The 18,960-nt window shown below is 35.5% G+C and carries 13 protein-coding genes and 2 pseudogenes; 7 read left to right on the forward strand and 8 right to left on the reverse strand.

Going from position 1 to position 18,960, the window contains the following annotated elements:
* The first annotated feature begins 127 nt into the window (after positions 1-127).
* Together MWH06_01175 and MWH06_01180 are read left to right on the forward strand one after the other, a co-directional pair.
* Entirely contained in the window at positions 128-2,041 is a 1,914-nt protein-coding gene (locus MWH06_01175; protein ID UPA55302.1) for a UvrD-helicase domain-containing protein, read from the forward strand.
* A gap of 200 nt (positions 2,042-2,241) precedes the next feature.
* Positions 2,242-2,787 (forward strand): annotated as a pseudogene (locus MWH06_01180) (Rpn family recombination-promoting nuclease/putative transposase).
* Between the two features lie 560 nt (positions 2,788-3,347).
* Here MWH06_01180 and MWH06_01185 read toward each other — a convergent pair.
* Together MWH06_01185 and MWH06_01190 are read right to left on the reverse strand one after the other, a co-directional pair.
* The gene (locus tag MWH06_01185) at positions 3,348-4,436 is read right to left on the reverse strand and encodes an IS481 family transposase (protein ID UPA55303.1); all 1,089 of its coding nucleotides are present in this window, start codon (positions 4,434-4,436) and stop codon (positions 3,348-3,350) included.
* Positions 4,437-4,497: 61 nt separating this feature from the next.
* Positions 4,498-5,280 (reverse strand): transposase, encoded by a 783-nt coding sequence (locus tag MWH06_01190; GenBank protein ID UPA55304.1) that lies wholly within the window; start codon positions 5,278-5,280, stop codon positions 4,498-4,500.
* A gap of 76 nt (positions 5,281-5,356) precedes the next feature.
* Between MWH06_01190 and MWH06_01195 the strand changes: the two are divergent.
* A pseudogene (locus tag MWH06_01195) lies at positions 5,357-5,524 on the forward strand (IS66 family transposase).
* 43 nt (positions 5,525-5,567) lie between these two features.
* Here MWH06_01195 and MWH06_01200 read toward each other — a convergent pair.
* The 3 genes from MWH06_01200 to MWH06_01210 are packed head-to-tail and all read right to left on the reverse strand — an operon-like array spanning position 5,568 to position 9,134.
* Complete coding sequence (locus MWH06_01200; protein UPA55305.1) at positions 5,568-6,641, reverse strand: tyrosine-type recombinase/integrase; 1,074 nt, start codon at positions 6,639-6,641, stop codon at positions 5,568-5,570.
* 2 nt (positions 6,642-6,643) lie between these two features.
* The gene (gene lpdA, locus MWH06_01205) at positions 6,644-8,032 is read right to left on the reverse strand and encodes a dihydrolipoyl dehydrogenase (GenBank protein UPA55306.1); all 1,389 of its coding nucleotides are present in this window, start codon (positions 8,030-8,032) and stop codon (positions 6,644-6,646) included.
* Positions 8,025-9,134: a PQQ-binding-like beta-propeller repeat protein gene (locus MWH06_01210; GenBank protein ID UPA55307.1), complete on the reverse strand. Its 1,110-nt coding sequence runs from the start codon at positions 9,132-9,134 to the stop codon at positions 8,025-8,027. Before MWH06_01210 ends, lpdA begins: the two co-directional genes overlap by 8 nt.
* A 1,082-nt stretch (positions 9,135-10,216) precedes the next feature.
* On the opposite strand from MWH06_01210, the gene htpG reads away from it, so the two are divergent.
* The 3 genes from htpG (at position 10,217) to hemA (ending at position 16,498) form a co-directional block, all read left to right on the forward strand.
* Positions 10,217-12,121, forward strand: a complete 1,905-nt coding sequence (gene htpG, locus MWH06_01215; protein UPA55308.1) for a molecular chaperone HtpG — start codon at positions 10,217-10,219, stop codon at positions 12,119-12,121.
* A gap of 37 nt (positions 12,122-12,158) precedes the next feature.
* Positions 12,159-15,227: a hypothetical protein gene (locus tag MWH06_01220; GenBank protein UPA55309.1), complete on the forward strand. Its 3,069-nt coding sequence runs from the start codon at positions 12,159-12,161 to the stop codon at positions 15,225-15,227.
* Positions 15,228-15,295: 68 nt separating this feature from the next.
* The gene (gene hemA / locus MWH06_01225; protein ID UPA55310.1) at positions 15,296-16,498 is read left to right on the forward strand and encodes a 5-aminolevulinate synthase; all 1,203 of its coding nucleotides are present in this window, start codon (positions 15,296-15,298) and stop codon (positions 16,496-16,498) included.
* Here the strand turns inward: hemA and MWH06_01230 are convergent.
* The 3 genes from MWH06_01230 to rimM all read right to left on the reverse strand — a co-directional run bounded on the left by MWH06_01230 (position 16,490) and on the right by rimM (position 18,332).
* The gene (locus MWH06_01230) at positions 16,490-17,188 is read right to left on the reverse strand and encodes an inositol monophosphatase family protein (GenBank protein ID UPA55311.1); all 699 of its coding nucleotides are present in this window, start codon (positions 17,186-17,188) and stop codon (positions 16,490-16,492) included. The genes hemA and MWH06_01230 overlap by 9 nt on opposite strands.
* A gap of 8 nt (positions 17,189-17,196) precedes the next feature.
* A complete protein-coding gene (gene efp / locus MWH06_01235; GenBank protein ID UPA55312.1) occupies positions 17,197-17,763 on the reverse strand; it encodes an elongation factor P in 567 nt (188 codons plus the stop codon).
* A gap of 62 nt (positions 17,764-17,825) precedes the next feature.
* On the reverse strand, positions 17,826-18,332 hold the full coding sequence (rimM, locus tag MWH06_01240; GenBank protein ID UPA55313.1) for a ribosome maturation factor RimM: 507 nt from the start codon (positions 18,330-18,332) through the stop codon (positions 17,826-17,828).
* Positions 18,333-18,447: 115 nt separating this feature from the next.
* Here rimM and MWH06_01245 point away from each other — a divergent pair, with 115 nt between their 5' ends.
* On the forward strand, positions 18,448-18,951 hold the full coding sequence (locus tag MWH06_01245; protein ID UPA55314.1) for a hypothetical protein: 504 nt from the start codon (positions 18,448-18,450) through the stop codon (positions 18,949-18,951).
* Positions 18,952-18,960 lie beyond the last annotated feature (9 nt).

Below are 18,960 nucleotides of genomic sequence, written 5' to 3' on the forward strand. Positions count from 1 at the left end.
GCAAAACCTTACATTTAAATATGTAGTACTTGAGTGAAGCATTCTTTAACTGTTCTATTCAATAAAACCTTTACAATATTTCGATCATAGGTTTAACTTTACGAAGTTATAATCTATAGGGCTGCAAATGAACGATTATCTCTCACTGCTAAATCCAGAACAACAATCAGCTGCAACTAACATAGATGGACCGGTTTTAATATTGGCAGGAGCCGGAACGGGAAAAACAAGAACGATTACTTCAAGAATAGCGCACATAATTAGAAACGGTCATGCTTATTCTGATGAAATATTAGCTGTTACATTCACAAACAAAGCAGCAAATGAGATGGTATCAAGGGTACTTGAGCTAACAGGCACAAACATACCATGGCTTGGCACTTTCCATGCAATTGCAGCAAAAATTCTACGTCATCATGCTGAAGTCGTGGGGCTAAATTCCAATTTTACAATCATTGGTGTGGATGACCAATTACAGGTAATAAAAAATATTATTAATGAAATAAGCCCTGATTACCTACCAGAAAAATGTAAGACCATTATGAATATTATTCAGCAATGGAAAGAGAAGTGCTTATTGCCATCTGAAGTGGAAGATATTCAATCATTTAGTCCAGTGTACGTAACTGCACTCAAAGTCTATCACCAGTATCAGGAAAGGTTAAAATTCCTTAACTCTGTCGATTTTGGTGACTTATTGCTACATAACATACAACTCTTTAATAAAAAGACTGAAGTTCTGTCCTACTACCAAAACAAGTTTAAATATGTCATGGTAGATGAGTATCAAGATACAAATGCAATACAGTATCTTTGGCTAAAATACCTTGCAAAAGAGCACTCAAATATTTGCTGTGTAGGAGATGATGACCAGTCGATATATAGTTGGCGTGGTGCAGAAGTTGAAAATATTTTGAAATTTTCCGATGATTTTAAAAATGCAAAAACCGTTAAACTAGAGTGTAACTACAGGTCAACATCCCACATACTTGCAACTGCGTCATATGTTATCAATCACAATAAGACTCGCTTAGAAAAAAAATTGTGGACAACAAACGTTGAAGGGGAAAAGGTAAATCTAATAAAATTATGGGACGGAAAAGCTGAAGCAAGGTTCATAAGCGAACAGATATTAAAGCTCAATAAATACAGATTTAGTGACATTGCAGTGCTGGTAAGGGCGACTTTTCAGACTAGAGTTCTGGAAGAGTATTTTATAAAATATTCAATTCCCTACAAGATTATAAGTGGTGTAAAATTCTACGAACGTCAGGAAGTCAGGGATATAATTGCATATTTAAGACTCGTTACAAACAATAACGATGACTTAGCTTTCGAAAGGATCGTAAATCGGCCAAAAAGAAGCATAGGAGCTACAACTCTAAAGAAAATATACACGACTGCTCAGGATAACAAAATTTCTTTTTTTGAGGCAGCAAAAATATTAGTTAATAGTAATCAAGTAACCGAAAGAATTAAACTCTCACTAAATGATTTTTTAAATAAAATTAAAGCTTGGGAAGAAATAGTAAGCGTAAAACCACTGCATGAATTCGTTAAAATCGTAGCAAACCAATCAGGGTATATTGAAATGCTTGAAAATGAGGAGGTAACAGGCTTAGCACGAATAGAAAACGTCAAGGAGCTCATCTCATCTTTAAAAAATTTCGATAATGCCACAACTTTCTTGGAGCATATAAGTCTAGTGATGGAAGTGGATAATATGAATAACGATGACACCGTATATGTTATGACTCTTCATGCAGCCAAAGGACTTGAATTCCCGTGCGTGTTTCTACCTGGTTGGGAAGAGGGATTATTTCCTCATCAAAGATCTTTTGAAGATAAAAGTGGTAAAGCTTTAGAAGAAGAAAGGAGACTTGCATATGTTGGCATAACCAGGGCAAAGGAAAGGTTAATCATTTCATGTGCAGATAAGAGGGAAATTAACAACCAGTGGCAACCGATGCGCACTTCTCGATTCATTAAAGAATTGCCAAGAGAAAATGTTGAGGTAATCAAGAGTAACGCCTACTGTTGAAGCTATAACTGCAGATAAACATATCTTATAAATCTGAATTACTTCAACTATATGTGTAACCAGACTGCATTCTGTGATTTTTAGCAAAGCACGATCTTTCATTTGAGTTTTCTTCAATTTAAAATAAATACAGAAATTAGCTATCTTCAAAAATATGATTGAATAATTGTGTGTATAATTATTAATATTTTCAAGCATTTTTGCCATCAAAATTTCTCGATCCTCGCAATGATTTGTGTTTCAAAAAAATCTTTGGAACGGAAAAAAATAAGAATATCCTGATCCACTTTTTGAACGATATTCTAGGGTTTACTGAGATAAATGCAATACAAGAAGTTGAGTTTCTTAGCACTATTATGGATTCCGAAGTTGCCTCTGATAAACAAAGTATTGTTGATGTTCTCTGCAAGGATTCTCATGGAAATAGATATATAGCAGAAATGCAGCTCGCTAGAGACAAGGGCTTCAAAAAACGCGCTCAATTATATGCCGCTAAAGCCTACTCAAGACAATTAGATAAATCTGGCAACTACATTGATTTAAAGAAAGTCTTCTTTATTGCTATATCAAATTGTAACTTACTTCCTGAAGAAGTTGATTATATCTCTACTTATAATATACGTGATATAAAAACTAACGGCCATTACTTAAAAGATTTTAAATTTGTCTTTATTGAATTGCCAAAGTTTACAAAAACAAAAGAGGATCAATTAGAAAATATATTCGAAAAATGGTGTTACTTTTTTAGTGCGACCCGGAAGGTCATGGTTTTGTGGTGGTTAAATTCCATCTTCCCAGACATCAGGGATAATGTATATCTCACATATCAAAGAGTGGCAACCTTTGGGATGCAAGCATGAGATAAAAGCAGGTAACACTAAACCTCGTGGTGAATCCCTGCAAACAGAGTTGGATATGATTACGAGAGAAACTTACGTCTGAATTGTCGTCAAAGCACAATATGCGAAAAGAGGTTGGACTAAGCATAGACCAAAACGGTACGAAGCACAAAGGGGAACTAAAGATTGAAAACTTTAGTTACTGATGTTCTCAGCTTCCGGCAAACAGTAGGAATCTAAGTCCAACGTGAAACAAGATCATGGAACGGAGTAACCACATAAATGCTCTTATATTTATATAAATATAAGTAGGTAGCCAACTGCAAGCACTTATGTTGGAGGGATTGTTTAAGAAGCTAATGCCCAAAGTAATATTTGGGATATGCAGACGTAAACACTGTAATTTGGAAGGTAAAGTTGTGAGTAGTGGTTGTGTAAAAGATAAGACTTAATCTGACAGGCAAGAATTAACTGACAGAAGAATTGAGGTAGTTAAAACTAATATCAGTCTCTTGTTTAATGCTACTAATATTTTTCTGAAAAGCAATATGTTTGCTATCAAGAAAAGTCTGCATAGGTGTTTTTCCATAGCAGTACTTACCAGAGTGAGGTCTTGTATCATTATAAGAATGCAACCAACAATCAACATCAATCTGTAGATCTTCCAAAGAATTGTAGATTTTCTTTCTAAAGATAATATTGTAACACTCATCTTGCATAGTTCTATGAAATCTTTCACATATGCCATTAGTTTGTGGAGAGTTGGCTTTGGTTCTAGAATGGTCGATATTTTCGATTCCCAAATATAGCTGATAAGCGTGATTTTCTGGCTTGCCACAATATTCCGTACCCCTATCAGTTAGAATGCGTAATAATGGAATTTTCTGCTCATCAAAAAATGGAATAACCCTATCATTGAGAAGATCTTCAGCTGTAATAGCTGTTCTGTCCGTGTAAAGTTTAACCATTGCAACCCTGGAATAAGTGTCAACAAAAGTCTGCTGATAAATTCGCCCTATACCTTTGATATTGCCCACATAATAGGTATCTTGAGAACCCAAATAACCTGGATGTTGCGTCTCAATTTCACCATGAGCTTCCTTTTGTTCTTTCATTTTTTCTAAAGCTGCAAGTTGTTCTTCAGTTAAAATGATTCCGTCTTGAGCTACTTTTGTCTCTAGTGCTTTAAGTCTCTTTTTGAGAGTTTCAAGGTCATTTCTTAGCCATACAGACCTTACTCCTCCCTGAGAAATTATTATACCTCTTTTTCTCAGTTCATTTGCAGCTCTTTCTTGCCCATATGCTGGAAATTCTGTTGCTATACCAATCACTGTTCTTTCTATATTATCGGAAACTCTGTTCGCTAATAGCGGTTTTTTCTTACTTATTTCATGTAATGCTCCCTCTCCTCCATTTTCATATAACTCCTTAAATCGATAAAATGTATCTCTTGAGTATCCCATCACTTTACATGCTTGAGATACATTTCCTAGTTGTTTTGCTAGTTCTAATAACCCTAGCTTTGGTTTTAGTATTTTTGTTTGTATTGTACTCATTTCTAACACTCCTTTCTTTTATTATTTTATAACTTGCTTTTTTAAAGTGTCAGATCAAGTCTTATTTAATACACCTCAGGTTATATTTTTTCTGAAAATTGCGATAAACATTCGACATAATCTTAAATATCTTTATCTCTCGGATCTTGTTTTCTACTCTCATTCTAAATGATGCTAATCTTCTATTATGCTCTGGAGTTAATGGCTTTTTACGATACTTTTTATATGGAATTATAACATTGCTTTGCAATTTTTGCCAACCTTGATATCCAGAATCGGCATGTTTTATGCTATCAAGTGGTAAATATTTTTCTTGTTTCCTTATGCAGAAATCACTAATTCTACCACGGTATGACTTTGACACTGATAAAATTCTTCCTCCTTCTTCGATAATAATCTCAGTTTTCATAGTGTTGGTTCTTTTTTTTCCTGAATATGATTTCTTCCGTTTTTTACTATCTTCTGGTCTCTGTATTTGCTGTTCTGTAACATCAGCCAAAATCTTCAGTATTTTTTCTGGCGTCATACTTCTATCTTTTGTTATAGTCACTTTTTTGGCGAGTAATGGCTCTATTCTCTTAAGTAACCTACATACATTTGCGTTGTGTACATTGAATAGGCATCCTAAAAATCTATGTGTTATGTAAGTGCGATAGTACAAAATTACGCAAAACAACTTATCTTCCAGAGTTGGTAGTTTTGATCTTCTACCATGACACTTTTTCTGTTTTTCCCATCCAGACCTCACTTTTTCCACTACTTTTTCGAACTCCTCTATAGTTAAACCTGTTATATTACGAAAGTTTCTTGGGTGTTTTTTCATATTATAGTAACTAAAGCTCATTTTTTTTCCTTACTTGATCTGCTTATTCTTCTTCTACCTCTCTCACATCATTTTTTCAATCACCTTTTTCAGCAGGTCTCATGTTGAGCGACAGATACGGCATTATGTAGTCTATCGTAAGAATTCGTATTTTACACAGTCGGTACAAGGAAACATGTTTCTTGAACGGGTGATCTCATTGTACCTAACCTGGAGGCAAAAGAAGCTCAACCCTTCTCAAAATCTCCTATCTATTGTCTCTTAAGCCACACCCCTGAACGGATACATGTTATCAGTTTAGAATGAAGTTAAGGTTTTGGCTTCTTCTCCAAACTCTGCTGAAAATTTTTGTACATGTTAAAAACATCTTGATAATTGAGGTGAGTGTAAACTTGAGTGGTCTCAAGACTCGAATGACCAAGCAGTTGTTGTATAGACCTTATGTCAACATTTTCTTGAAGCAAATGAGTGGCGAAACTGTGACGGAATGCGTGTGGAGATAAAATTTCTGGCAAGTTTAACGTTCTCCTTATTTTCTGCAAGCGATTAGCGACGTAAGTTCTTCCCAACTTTTTTCCTCTTACTCCCACAAAGAGATATTGTGCTTCATCGTCAATGCCAAGGTAAGGACAAGCTTTTATATATTCTTGTATGCACTTTTTTACTACCGGAAGAATAAATACCTGCCTTTGTTTACCTCCCTTACCTGTAATTATTAGGTTTTCGCTGCTGACATCACTAACCTTAAGACTTAGCGCCTCACTAATCCTTAAACCTGTGCCATACAGCAGGACAATAATTGCAATCTCTCTTTTGACCACCCAAGGTTCACCCAGGTCAGATAATTCCGTTTCTTTCACTAAAGTTTTTGCGTTGCCTCCTGTCATCCCAGTGCTTGACACTGGGATCCATTCTTCTTTTTTTCTGGATTCCAGTGTCAAGCACTGGAATGACAAAGAAGAGTGAGCCCCGTGTAAATAGTGGTTATGTAAGAAAAAGTCTACTAAAGTTTTTATATCAGGTATTGATAATGCTTTTGGCAGAGTTCTTCTCTGAATTGGCCTTGATAAGGAAAATACAGCTTCATTGTCTATATTGTAGTTGTTTTTTATGTACTTGAAAAAATTTCTGATTACTGACAATGCACGAGCGTTAGATCTTGCATTCACACCTCTTGCGTAACGAGAGGTAAGCCAACTTCTTAACTCAGGTACGCTCAATTTTTCCAAAGTGCCGACATTTACTTCTCCACCAATGTGAGTATTTAGGAAACTTATAAGATCCTTCAAGTCCCTCATGTATGACTCTAAAGTGTTTGGTGAATAAGATCTGTTGCACCTCAGCCACTCATACCATTTTTCAATGATTGAACTGAGGTCCACAATTATTTTTTAAAGAAAGCATCGATGCACGCATCTCGAAAGGCTTCATTTATATCAGGATGAGAGTGACAAATTCTGTATATATCCTCTGCTGCTGCGCCATATGCCATTGCAACCGCTGCTTCGTTGATTAGCGTATCAGCGTATGCTCCTATGATATGCACACCTAGTATTGTATCTGCTCTGCTACAAGTCAGCACTTTCACGAATCCTTCAGCATCATCAGTGATTTTTGCTCTGCCGTTTGCAGCAAATTGACATTTACCAACTTTGTACTTATAGCCAGCATTTTTGAGTTCCTCTTCGGCTTTACCGATCGAAGAAACCGCAGGGTGAGTGTAAATGACAGATGGTATAATTTCATAATCAACGTGAGGTGACTGTCCTGCTATTATCTCTGCAACTGCCACTCCTTCTTCCTCTGCTTTATGAGCAAGCATTGCTCCACCAATCACATCACCAATAGCAAATATTCCTTTCACATTAGTTTCATATCTGTTGTTAACTTGAACGAAACCGCGATTATCTTTTTCTATTTTTTCATCAATACCAAGACCATCAGTACATGGTTTGCGTCCTGCTGCCACCAATACCTTATCCGCCTCTATAGTGTTTGTTTGATTATCTTTTACAGAGCAAACTTTCACACTCAAAGAGTTACTACTTTGTTTTATTCCCTCAACTTTAGTACTAAGTAAAAATTTTATTCCTTGTTTTTGTAGACTAGAAAGTAGAGACTTACTTAATTCTCCATCCATTGCTGCAGCGATTCTGTCAAAAAATTCTACTACAGTGACTTCAGACCCTAGCCTCCTCCATACAGAAGACATTTCAAGCCCTATTGCCCCGGCTCCGATTACGACAAGTTTTTTTGGTACTTCAGTTAAAGACAATGCACCAGTTGATGAAATAATACTTTTCTCATCGATATTAATTCCTGGCAAAGAAATAACGTCAGAACCGGTTGCAATTACTATATTTTTTGTCTTCAGCACCTTATCTTCAACTGAAACTTCAAGATTACCTTGGTCAAAAGAAGTAATTTTCCCAAGTCCATTGATTTTAGTGATTTTGTGAAGGTTAAACAGATATTCTATACCTTTTCCAAGCTCCTGAACTCTGGCGTCCTTATAGCCTAGCATTTCTTTTAAATCGAAACTTGCATCCTTAATTTTTATGCCAAGCTTCGACAGATCATTTTTCGTGTGAGCATACTGATAGGAAGAATGAAGTAGTGCTTTGGAAGGTATGCATCCAACCCGCAAGCATGTACCACCAAAAATGCTATTTTTATCTATGCAGGCAACTTTCAATCCAAGTTTTGCAGCAGCGATAGCACACTTATAACCGCCTGGACCACCACCTATAACAATCAGATCATAATCAATCATAAAGAACAAACCTATTTTCTAAAGAATAAACACCATTTCCCTCAGTTGTTACATATATTTTATCGTGAGTAAACACTGGAGTGTGAAACACATTACCAGGTACTTTGACTACCTTTCCTGCACTTTTAGATCCAGGAAAAGCAAGCATTGAACCTTTATTGCTTGTCACCCACAGTGTATGGGCATGCACAATTGGAGCAAACAATTGCGTATTTTCTATTAAATCAGATGACCAGACTGTTTTTCCATTTTTTATATCCAGGCCGATTATTTTATTATCTTCAGTTACTATAAAAATTCTTCCGCCTTCTTTTTGTTTCTCTGCAGGAATAAGAGGACTATAATATGACTCAATGTCTGATACACTTTTTACTTGCAGTGACTTTGACCATAAAATATTTCCTGATTTCACGTCAATACCATAAATATAAGAATTGTTTGTAGCTATTAAAGTATCGCCAAGCACTCTCGGTGTAGTAGTTACATCTGTGAGCTGTGTATCCAAAAGGTTTGTAGCCAATTTTTGGCTCCACAATTTTTTACCGTCTTCATTAAAAGCTATTAACTCACCATTTGAAAATGGTGCTATTATTTTATCGTTAGAAGTTGTTGGCGATATGGAATACAAACCTCGAACCTCATTGATACCGTTTTGATAAGCCCAAACGGAGCTGCCATCTTTTATATCAAACACGTACAGATAATTATCAATAGTCAATACTACCAATTTATTATTTATTACTGCTGCTTTCCCTCTTACTGGAGCTCTCAATTCTTTTTCCCACTCAATCTTGCCAGTTTTTGCATCTATTGCGTGTAAAGTGTTATCCACTATAAAGAAAACATTTTTTTCATAATGCGATAGGCTCATGTTACCAATTTTTTTCCTATGTGAGAGGTGTAATTTCCAATTCATAGCCTTTGAGTTATCAATATCAAAGGAATATAAAGCGCCGTGCTTGTCTGATAAAATAACGCTATCTTCTGTAAGCACTGGAGCTACATATCCTTGAGATAGTTTTTTACCCACTAGACTTATTCGCTCGCTTGCCATTGTGTAACTGCTACACAATAACATTATTATAACAATTATTACTTTCATTACTTAGTTGAGAACAAGATTTATTAATATACATACTAGAAATCTTAATCACAATGAAAATGTTCTTGTTGTACGTTGAAACATTGATTTATGAACAGAATGTTATATTATTATGTAAAAACTATGCTCTTAGAGCTCATCCACTATGCGGCAACGTGCATAGCTGTATGAACATTGAGATATAAAAGTAATTTATACCAAGAAGAAAGATGTCATCTAAGTAGCCTCTTTCTTGTCATCCCAGTGCGTGACACTGGGATTTAATTTTTTATGCAAAATTATTATATTTATATACTTGCAAATAGATACAATTTGAAATAATTTATACTATGAAGTTACGAAATGAGATCCCAGTGTCTGGGCACTGGGATGACACCCTACTTAACCGTCATACCGCCGCGGTATCTCTTAACATAGATTCCGCTAACACGTAGCGGGATGACGGTTGTCGGTAGGTCTAAATTACTTTAGCCATAAATATTTAAGAAATTCACCAAACAAAAAAAAGGCAAAAGAAGCCCTAGTCATTGTCTATTTTCAGTATTGGCGTTTTTTAAGTCTTAAACGCTGCAATTTAGCTGCTTTTAAACGGCAACTAACCTTAGCTTTAATATTTAAGAAATTTACTAGGCAGAAAAAAAAGGCATAGAAAACCCGTGGTAGCTAGTTATTACACTCTCTATTTTAAAATTTGACGTTGGGTGATGTCTTGAACGCTTTATAAGCGCGTTTCAGCTTATGTAGGTAAAAACCTAGAAATTTTATAAAGACATACGGTGCACATAGTGCAAAAAATTAAACAATAGTACGCCAAATACAAGTTTTCTTGTCATTTTAATCTGCTGCAGAGATTGCGAAGTTAAATAAAATAGCTTCACTTTCATGATAAGGGGGCTGGCAAGGTTTGTCAAGTAAGTTTTTTCGTTTCATCCAACGCGCTGCCAAAAGTTTGTTATGCAAGAGATCTCATAAATTGGATGTCATAATAACTACACCCACATTAATTTTGGTGTACGTGACCTTGAAAGATCGTAATTCAATACTTAAATTATTAGGGTAGTAGGCAAATAATGGAGCTCAAAATGCATAATGTACAAGAAACTGAAAATTTAAAATTTGATGCTGAAGTAGGGAAAGTACTGAATATAGTGATTCATTCACTTTATACTAATAAAGACATTTTTCTGCGTGAATTAATATCAAATGCATCGGATGCATGTGATAAATTGCGCTATGAATCTCAACTAAATCCTAATTTGCTAGATTTGAGTGATGAATTAAAAATCACTATTAGCTCCAATAAAGATAAGAACGAGCTATATATCACTGATAATGGCATCGGAATGAACAGACAAGATTTAATAGATAACCTTGGTACAATTGCAAGCTCTGGTACGCAAAAGTTCTTAGATGCGATTAAAAATAGCAAGGATTCAAGCCAAGCTGTGGAGCTGATTGGGAAGTTTGGTGTTGGTTTTTATTCAAGCTTTATGGTTGCATCGGAAGTAATAGTAGAATCAAGAAAAGCTGGAGAGGAGGAGTCTTGGGTCTGGAAATCCAAGGGAGATGGAGAATATTCAATAAGTAAATCAGATGATCAAGTCCCTCGCGGAACCAAAATTACACTCATTATACATCCTGAAGAAAATGAGTTTTTAGATAAATTTCGTGTTGAAAACATTGTCACTACTTACTCTGATCATATAAATTTTCCTGTTGAATTCATAGACGAAGAAGGAAAAAGTGAAAAGTTAAACAGTAAGGCTGCAATTTGGACTAAGCCAAAAAATGACGTTACTCAGGAGGAGCACAACGATTTTTTCCGCAGTGTTGCGCATGTTGGTGGTGAGCCTTGGATGATATTGCATAATAAAAATGAAGGTGCAATAGAATATACGAATTTGCTTTATGTTCCCTCTATTAAACCTTTTGATTTATTTCATCCAGATAGACGTTGCTCTGTGAAGTTATATGTAAATAAAGTGTTTATCACTGAAGATAATGTACAAATCATACCACAATATTTACGTTTTCTAAAAGGCGTGGTTGATTCACCAGATTTGCCTCTCAACATCAGCAGAGAAACACTGCAGAATAATCGCGTTGTTGAGCAGATTAGGAAATCTTTAACTAAGCGTGCGGTATCAGAGCTTGGTAAAAAAGCAAAAGAGAATTTAGAGGAATATACAAAATTCTGGACCAATTTTGGTGCAGTTTTAAAGGAAGGTCTTTGTGAAGCTATGCCAACTGATGAGAGGGAAGCGCTGCTTTCAATTTGCAGATTTAATAGCACCGGTGATGAGAAGTTGATCAGCATTGATGACTATATAAGCATAATGAAGCCTGAACAGGAACATATCTATTATCTCACCGGAAATAGCCTTGATTCAGTGAAAAACAGTCCGCAACTTGAGGGGTTCGTCAGTAAAGGACTAGAAGTGCTCCTATTTGTTGATCCAGTTGATGATTTCTGGACCAGTGTAATTCATGAATATAAAGATCAAAAATTCAAGTCTGTGACTCGCGCTGATGTTGATCTGGAAAAATTCTCTTCAGAAGAAGATAAAAAAGATGAAGAAAATAAGCAAGATGAAGAAAAGACTGGGGAAAATACAGATTCTATAATGCAATATTTCACCACAGTGCTCGGAGATTCAGTAAAAAGCGTAAAAATCTCCAAAAAATTGACTGATAGTCCCGTATGCCTAGCGGTTGATGAAGGTGCTATGGATCTTCGCATGGAGCGTTTCTTGCGCGAACAAAAGCAGCTAAATTACCGCACGCCAAAGGTGCTGGAAATCAACACTAAACATCCTGTAATAAAAAATATAATGAAATCTCATGCTGAAAATGGTGAAAACCCAACATTGGAGGACATGATTCACTTATTGTTCTATCAAGCTTGTATAGTGGAGGGCGAAGAGATGGATGATGCAAGTCTGTTTGCTAAGAGACTTAATAATTTGCTTGGCAAAATTTCTGTTTAATGCTATACTTAGCTTAGCTATTAATTAGGGGTAAAACATGTTTGGTTCCAATTTTAGAGACTTTGTATCACAGGATGCAACTTCACAGGGCCAATCAAATTCTGAAAGATTAATCAAAAGTTGGCATGGTTTTGAAAAACCAGATTCTGAAGATTCAGGTATTGAAGGAGAGGAAGAGTTTGAAGTTTTAGATAGCGAAAGTCAAGAGATACCAGCTACTCCATGTAGCACACCCCCTGAAAATCTAAGTTTAGAGAATGCAATACTTGCAAACTTTCCTGATGGTTGTGACAGGTCGTTTACTGTAGAGTCGAAAGATGAAGATTCATATGGTATCATTCCTAAAAGTTTAACTTTTGCTGAAATAATAAATATCTTAAATCAAGCTGTAAAAGAAGATAATTATGAAAGGTTAGACGAGATTATACAAAATATTGAAGGTTATAAAGGCAGGTCTATTACGCTAGACACTGTAAACTTCAAGGATTTTTGTGAGCAACAACTTAATTTGGATTTACAAAATAACCGGCATATATACTCAAATATACTATCACAATATAAATTTGATCAAGAGAAGTTCGATTATCATTATTCAGTAAAAGAATTTGTGCTACTCGCAATTGCAGCTAATAACAAACTGACAGAAAAATACCAGGATGTATTTTTTACTGAAGGAAATTTAAGTCTTTTACCTCTCCTTGTTGGTGGTCAAAAATATATTGAAGCTTTTATAAAAAAATTCCATGGTATCGATGGGGTTTATGATAAATTAAAAAATCAAGCTATACAACTTGTCGAACCTAATAAGATTAACTTTTTCTCAGTTATAGCACTAAGAAAAGAGCAAGAATTATTAAATGCAATTTTTGTTGAATACATTTTAAGAGATTTTGGACAGGTGTTAAAAACAAGTAAACCTGATCCTTTGTATGGTGTGCTTGAAACAGCGTCTCTGATCAAAAATGAAGAATTCATCACGATAGTGCTAGGTGCATTTGAAAGATATATTAATGAGCCAACTAAAAAAGCCTCAACAGAAGAATTATTAAAAAAGAGCTTTGCTACCTTGTTAGAAACTGCGATAAGCCAAGAACACATATCTGTCATTGAATACTTGTGCAAACGATACACTAATAGTGCAGATCACGCCATTTACGATGTATATGAACAAGCATTTGCAGGTGATAAAGTTATTACAATACTAAGGCAACAAATCCTGAAAAACATAGGAGCTCGTGGCAGAAAAGAAATTTATGATTTAGTTCTGAAAACTGCTTTGGGTGCTGGCAATATTGCATTTATTGAGCACCTATGCAAAGAATGTGCTGAGTGCAGCAATGATGTTATTAATTATCTTGATCATAAACTTAAAAATAACGAATTTGATAACACATACGAACCAACTCTCATTGCGTTGTCTAATACTGGAAGTCAAGACATTATAGTCAATGTTCAAATTTATCAAAGCATACTCAATAATAAACAGCAAGTATTCAGGCAAATCGTACAAAATATACTGAGAAATGCGATAAAAGAAGCTAGTTATGAAGTTGTTGTACTCTTATGTCAGCATGTTGACCTAAAATTTGCAGCTCTTCAGGCAATATGCAAGGAAGAATTTGAGAAAGCTTTGCCAGTAGTTGAAGAGCAGCTTGAAAAAACAAGTATGGAACTTTTTCCAAGTATGACTCGTAATGAGTATCAAAAAAATAGGGATACTTTGAATAATCTATATCTAATTAGAAGTTTGTTAGAAAGTAGTAAATTAATCAATACTTCCAGTAAAGCAAATATACAGACACAAACAGATACACAAGTTAATAAAGGAAGCAACAGTGATAATGTAGTATCACCTATTGTGAATGTAGAAGATACCTCAGCTATGATAGGTGAAACTGCAACTTCAAATCAGGTGGTGGATGAAGAAAATAACAATCAATCACAAAATCCAGCACCTAAAAATCAACAACCACAAGAAAATGTGGACAGACGAGAAAATATTATGAATAATGAAAAGGCTTCAATAGAAGAAGCTATAGGTAATGATTGTGAGGAGGGTAAAATGCACAGTAGTGACCAAAATACAAAAACCATAGAAGAAGCGTTGTCTCATGCTATCTTCGATCTTGATTATGAAAAAGTAGAGTCTTTAGTAGAACAGGTAAAGCAAGAGGACAATGATGTAGAACGAATCATTAATAGGGCTTTGAAGAAAGCTAACAAGACGAAAGTTGGGAAGAAAGATAAAAAGTCTCTAGATAAGATTAAAAAAATTAGAGAATTTCTTGCAAAAGAGTTCAAGAGCATTGCTGCATCACCAGTGGACAATAGTGTAGAAAGTATTGGTGCTACTACAAGCAGTCACGAAGCTCCTGTAATAGAGCCTAAAGAAAGTGAAGGCAATCAACCAAATTCACTGAGTTCTGAGGATGATGATTATTCTAGGCTTGAAAGTGATAAGTCTGCTGGGGCTTCTTCAGGTAGCGGCTCTCCATTTGAAGAAGTGTCTTCAATTGCCACTAAGGAAGCTAAAGTCAATGATGAGCAGTCTGATAATATAAATGGCGATGATCTAACTCCAGTATCAAGTCCTGTAAGTGGGGATGTTTTAACATCTAGAAGTGATGAAGAAGAGTCTGTAGTAATTACACAAGGCAGCCAAAATGATGGTGAACATGATAAAGCCGTGCCTGAAGAGCACCAAGATGATGCGCTAGAAAAAGATTTAATAGATTTTTCAAGTGATGATGACAATAGTCTTCTAGGAGATCCAGTACCTACATCAACTAACGAAATCCCTGAACAAGAAGATGATACTCAAACCAATGGCAAGCTGCCTAATAATCCAGGAAATGGAAGTATTACTGCAACACAAAATACAAAGAGGTATGTTGTAGCTGCTTCTGCACTTGCAATAGCTGGTATTATTTTAGGGGTGGCTGTTGCAGTTTACTTGGAAATGTTAGCAGTGGGAATAGCAGTTGGAGCTTGTTGTCTGGTTGCTGCTGCAGTTATATACTGCTGCACACCTAAAAGCTCGGTTGAAAGTAAGAATGTTACTAAGCTTACAGGTGATGAGTTTGCTGCACAACAAACAGTAAACTAAGGAATAAATATTGTAGTTTACCATTTAATAATTTATTATAATTGTATTAATTATTAGCGAATAAAAACTTGGTAAACTACGAAGAAATATTCTTAAACAAAATCAAAGATATAAAAGATGAGGGGCGCTACCGTGAATTTACGCACTTTGCGTCATTGCCAGGTAGGCTCCCCCACATTATGGACTACGAAAGAAATAGAGAAGTAATTGTTTGGTGCAGTAATAATTATCTGAGAATGTCGCAGAATGAGAGCGTCATTGCCGCTATTCAAAATTCATCAGTTGGTGCTGGAGGAACGAGAAATATATCTGGTACAACAAAAGAGGTTGTCGAACTTGAAAAATCCTTAGCTTGTTTACATAAAAAAGAGGCTGCTTTAACTTTTGCTTGTGGCTACCTCGCTAACCAGACAACACTTAGCACTTTATCGTCTATTATCCCAAATGTAGTAATTTTTTCAGACGAGAAGAACCATTCTTCAATGATAGAAGGCATAAAATCAGGAAAAAGACCAAAACATATATTTAAACACAATGATGTTGATCACTTAGAGCAGTTGTTAAAGTCCATAGACACAAAAACACCAAAGATAATAGCACTTGAATCCGTATATTCAATGGATGGCGATATAGCGCCACTTGAAGCGATATGCGATCTTGCAGATCAACATAATGCAATCACCTATTTGGATGAGGTGCATGCAGTTGGCATGTATGGTTCACATGGTGGCGGAATTGCAGAAAGAGAAGGCCTGATGGATAGAATAACCGTCATTCAAGGTACACTATCGAAGGCTTTTGGAGTTATGGGTGGGTATATCGCGTCTTCAAAGAGCTTGGTAGATGTAATAAGAAGTTCCGCTCCAGGATTTATTTTTACCACTGCTATGTCGCCTGTTTTAGCAGCGGCAGCAAAGGCAAGCGTTGAACATCTAAAGTCGAGCAATATTGAAAGGGAAAAGCAAAAGCAAGTCGTTGAAAAAGTAAAAAACTCACTGAGAAATACAGGAATTAACTTCATTCCAACAGAAACTCATATAATTCCAATAATAATTGGCGACCCAGAGTTATCCAAAAAAGCATCAAAATTATTATTTGATGAGTATGGAATATATGTTCAACATATAAATTATCCAACAGTGCCAAGAGGAACTGAGCGTTTCCGTATTACCCCTACACCTTATCATACTGATGAAATGATAAAACATTTAACAGAATCTCTTGTAAAAGTTTTCGAAAAGTTGTCTATCTCTGTAGCCTGTTTATCCTAATTTAATATCGCCAGCAATAATCAATCCGTTGTCTTCCGTTAGCCTTCCACCGCTTTCTTGCAGAAAAAGTCTACCGAGCAAGGCTTTATATTTGTTAACTCCAGAGTAAACTGCTCCTCTGTGCCTTCCTGCTGCAAGGTACGCAAAGCCTAAAATTGTTGAACCGATGGAGCGTATATTACTATTGCCAGGCAGCAATTTATTTAATAAATTACCACTTACATCTATTAGACCCCCTTCACGGCTTTTCACCCGCATTTTTATATGACGAGATCTAAAATCCTCAAGAAAAGCACCTTTCCTTTCTTCTGCCCAAAAAGTTTCTCTAAGAGCCGGAGCATCAATTACAGCTGCCACAACTTTATTTTGATGAATGAGACAGACTGATACTGCAAAATAAACCATGCAACTAGAAAAGTTCTCCCTGCCCTCTATAGGCATAATAAACCAAGTGTAACCGTTATCTTTTATTTCTTGGTCAGTATCATCTTCGGAAATAAACCCATAGTCTCGTTTGTAGTCGTGCAAGCAATCGTATATGGTTTGCTTGGATTTTGAATAAGTTTTATTAATGAAGTCTGCTGATTTAACATTAGAAATTTGCAATTCATTAAAATCGCGCATAAGCTGCCTGGAAGCACTACGCACAGAATCAAGCATCACATTAATTCGTGGTGATGAGATGGACATTCTTCCTTTTACTCTTTCACTCTTTCATAATAGCTGTCATCTGGAGTATATACTACAATTTTATCCTCTTCTTTTATAAACTGAGGTACGTTAACGCGCATTCCGTTTTCTAAAATTGCAGGCTTATAAGAAGCAGTGGCAGTTTGGCCTTTAATAACGGACTCTGTTTCTTTTACAATTAATGTGACGTAGTCAGGCACATGCGCAGAAATTATTTTGTCTTGATAAGTTACTATTTTAACTTTCATATTATCCTGTAGATAAATCTTTTTTTCTCCCAATAAGTCCAAATTTATAGTGATTTGCTCGTAATTACTTGGATGCATAAGATTTACAATGTTTCCTTCAGTGAAAAGGTAAACATACTCCTCTTCATCTAAAATTGCCCTTCTGATTGTTGCGTCAGAGCGAAATCTTTCATAGTGTTTTGCTCCGGTTTTAATGTTTTTCATTTCGGCTTGTATGTATGCACCACCTTTACCAGGTTGAGTATGCATAATACCTACAACCAAAAACAATCCGCCGTTATGTTCCAACACCTGACCTGGTCTGATATCGTTAGCTCTTTCTGCCATAATTACATTTTCAGCTCGATCTTACAATTATAAATAACTTTATATAAATATCAAAGCCTTTATTAGTCAATAAATTTCGGCATATTTAATACTATATACCTTCCCCTTATATTTATATGTGGAAATATCTCTTTAGTGAAAGATAGCATAATGCGTTTTTTTGTGCTGATAACCAAAATTTCTAATATATCCCCTGAGCCGAAATTATATATAGATTTTACATGGCCATATAATTCATTACTTTCCAGCCTTACTTCCATATCTACAAGGTCACTTTGATAAAATTCATTCTCATCATTTAGCTTCGGTAGCTTACTTCTTTCTATATACAGCTTCTTATTCCTTAAAAGCTCTGCTTCATTACGGGAATTTACTCCGCTGATTGTAGCTATTACTAGATTATCACCTATGACGGATACTAAGTCTATTTTATAATTCTCATCACCACTTATTAGCTCACCATATAAGGAGATATTTTCAGGTTTTTCGGTAAAAGTTTTTAATTTAACAGCTCCTTTAATTCCGTGAGGAGAGGTAATCATTCCGAGGCATACCAGATTGTCGTTCATATTAAGATGATAACTAATGTTGACTTTTTTGTCTATAAGGCATAAAACACCTAAAAATATTTGTTGTAATTCTATTAATATAATGTATTATGGAATACATCAATAGTGGAAAGACATGAATCAATGTATTATTGATCAAGCAAAAGAGCTTATCCCTCATTTAAAGAAAGTCAATAGTAAACTACAAGGTGAATCTATAAAGCTCTTCAGTGACAAAGAATCTATAATAGTAGAACGTCGTAAACCTGTTGTTGAAGAGATGCTAAAGCATCTAGAAAGTTCTTCCATCACTAACTGTAATACTATGATTGATGCAGAAACTGGGTTTGGCAAGACTTATGATATTGGATTGTGGAGTCATACGCTAGCTCAAGCAGGATATCACCATTTAGTTGCAGTGCCAAATGGTAATTTAGTTGAACAAGCTAAGAAAATGATAGATGGTGCATTTACTGTAGATGTTAAAACACCTAAAACTGTGCAAGAAATTGAAGATACGCTGAAAGTCACTAAACCTACAACAATTATAGTAACACATGATCTGCTTTTACAGCAAGAGAATTATCGAAAATTTTCAGCAGAGTTTGGAGAAGAAGCCAAAACCTTAACTTCATTCTAAACTGATAAC

Origin of the sequence: Wolbachia pipientis (assembly GCA_023052945.1) — a bacterium.
Classification (GTDB): Bacteria; Pseudomonadota; Alphaproteobacteria; order Rickettsiales; family Anaplasmataceae; genus Wolbachia.

Excerpts from the sequence above, each read along its gene's own strand:
- lpdA (UPA55306.1), bottom strand. The coding sequence starts at position 8,032 with ATGATTGATTATGATCTGATTGTTATAGGTGGTGGTCCAGGCGGTTAT.
- rimM (UPA55313.1), bottom strand. The coding sequence starts at position 18,332 with ATGAACGACAATCTGGTATGCCTCGGAATGATTACCTCTCCTCACGGA.
- MWH06_01230 (UPA55311.1), bottom strand. The coding sequence starts at position 17,188 with ATGTCCATCTCATCACCACGAATTAATGTGATGCTTGATTCTGTGCGT.
- MWH06_01220 (UPA55309.1), top strand. The coding sequence starts at position 12,159 with ATGTTTGGTTCCAATTTTAGAGACTTTGTATCACAGGATGCAACTTCA.
- MWH06_01175 (UPA55302.1), top strand. The coding sequence starts at position 128 with ATGAACGATTATCTCTCACTGCTAAATCCAGAACAACAATCAGCTGCA.
- efp (UPA55312.1), bottom strand. The coding sequence starts at position 17,763 with ATGGCAGAAAGAGCTAACGATATCAGACCAGGTCAGGTGTTGGAACAT.
- MWH06_01245 (UPA55314.1), top strand. The coding sequence starts at position 18,448 with ATGAATCAATGTATTATTGATCAAGCAAAAGAGCTTATCCCTCATTTA.
- MWH06_01185 (UPA55303.1), bottom strand. The coding sequence starts at position 4,436 with ATGAGTACAATACAAACAAAAATACTAAAACCAAAGCTAGGGTTATTA.
- htpG (UPA55308.1), top strand. The coding sequence starts at position 10,217 with ATGCATAATGTACAAGAAACTGAAAATTTAAAATTTGATGCTGAAGTA.
- MWH06_01190 (UPA55304.1), bottom strand. The coding sequence starts at position 5,280 with ATGAGCTTTAGTTACTATAATATGAAAAAACACCCAAGAAACTTTCGT.
- MWH06_01210 (UPA55307.1), bottom strand. The coding sequence starts at position 9,134 with ATGAAAGTAATAATTGTTATAATAATGTTATTGTGTAGCAGTTACACA.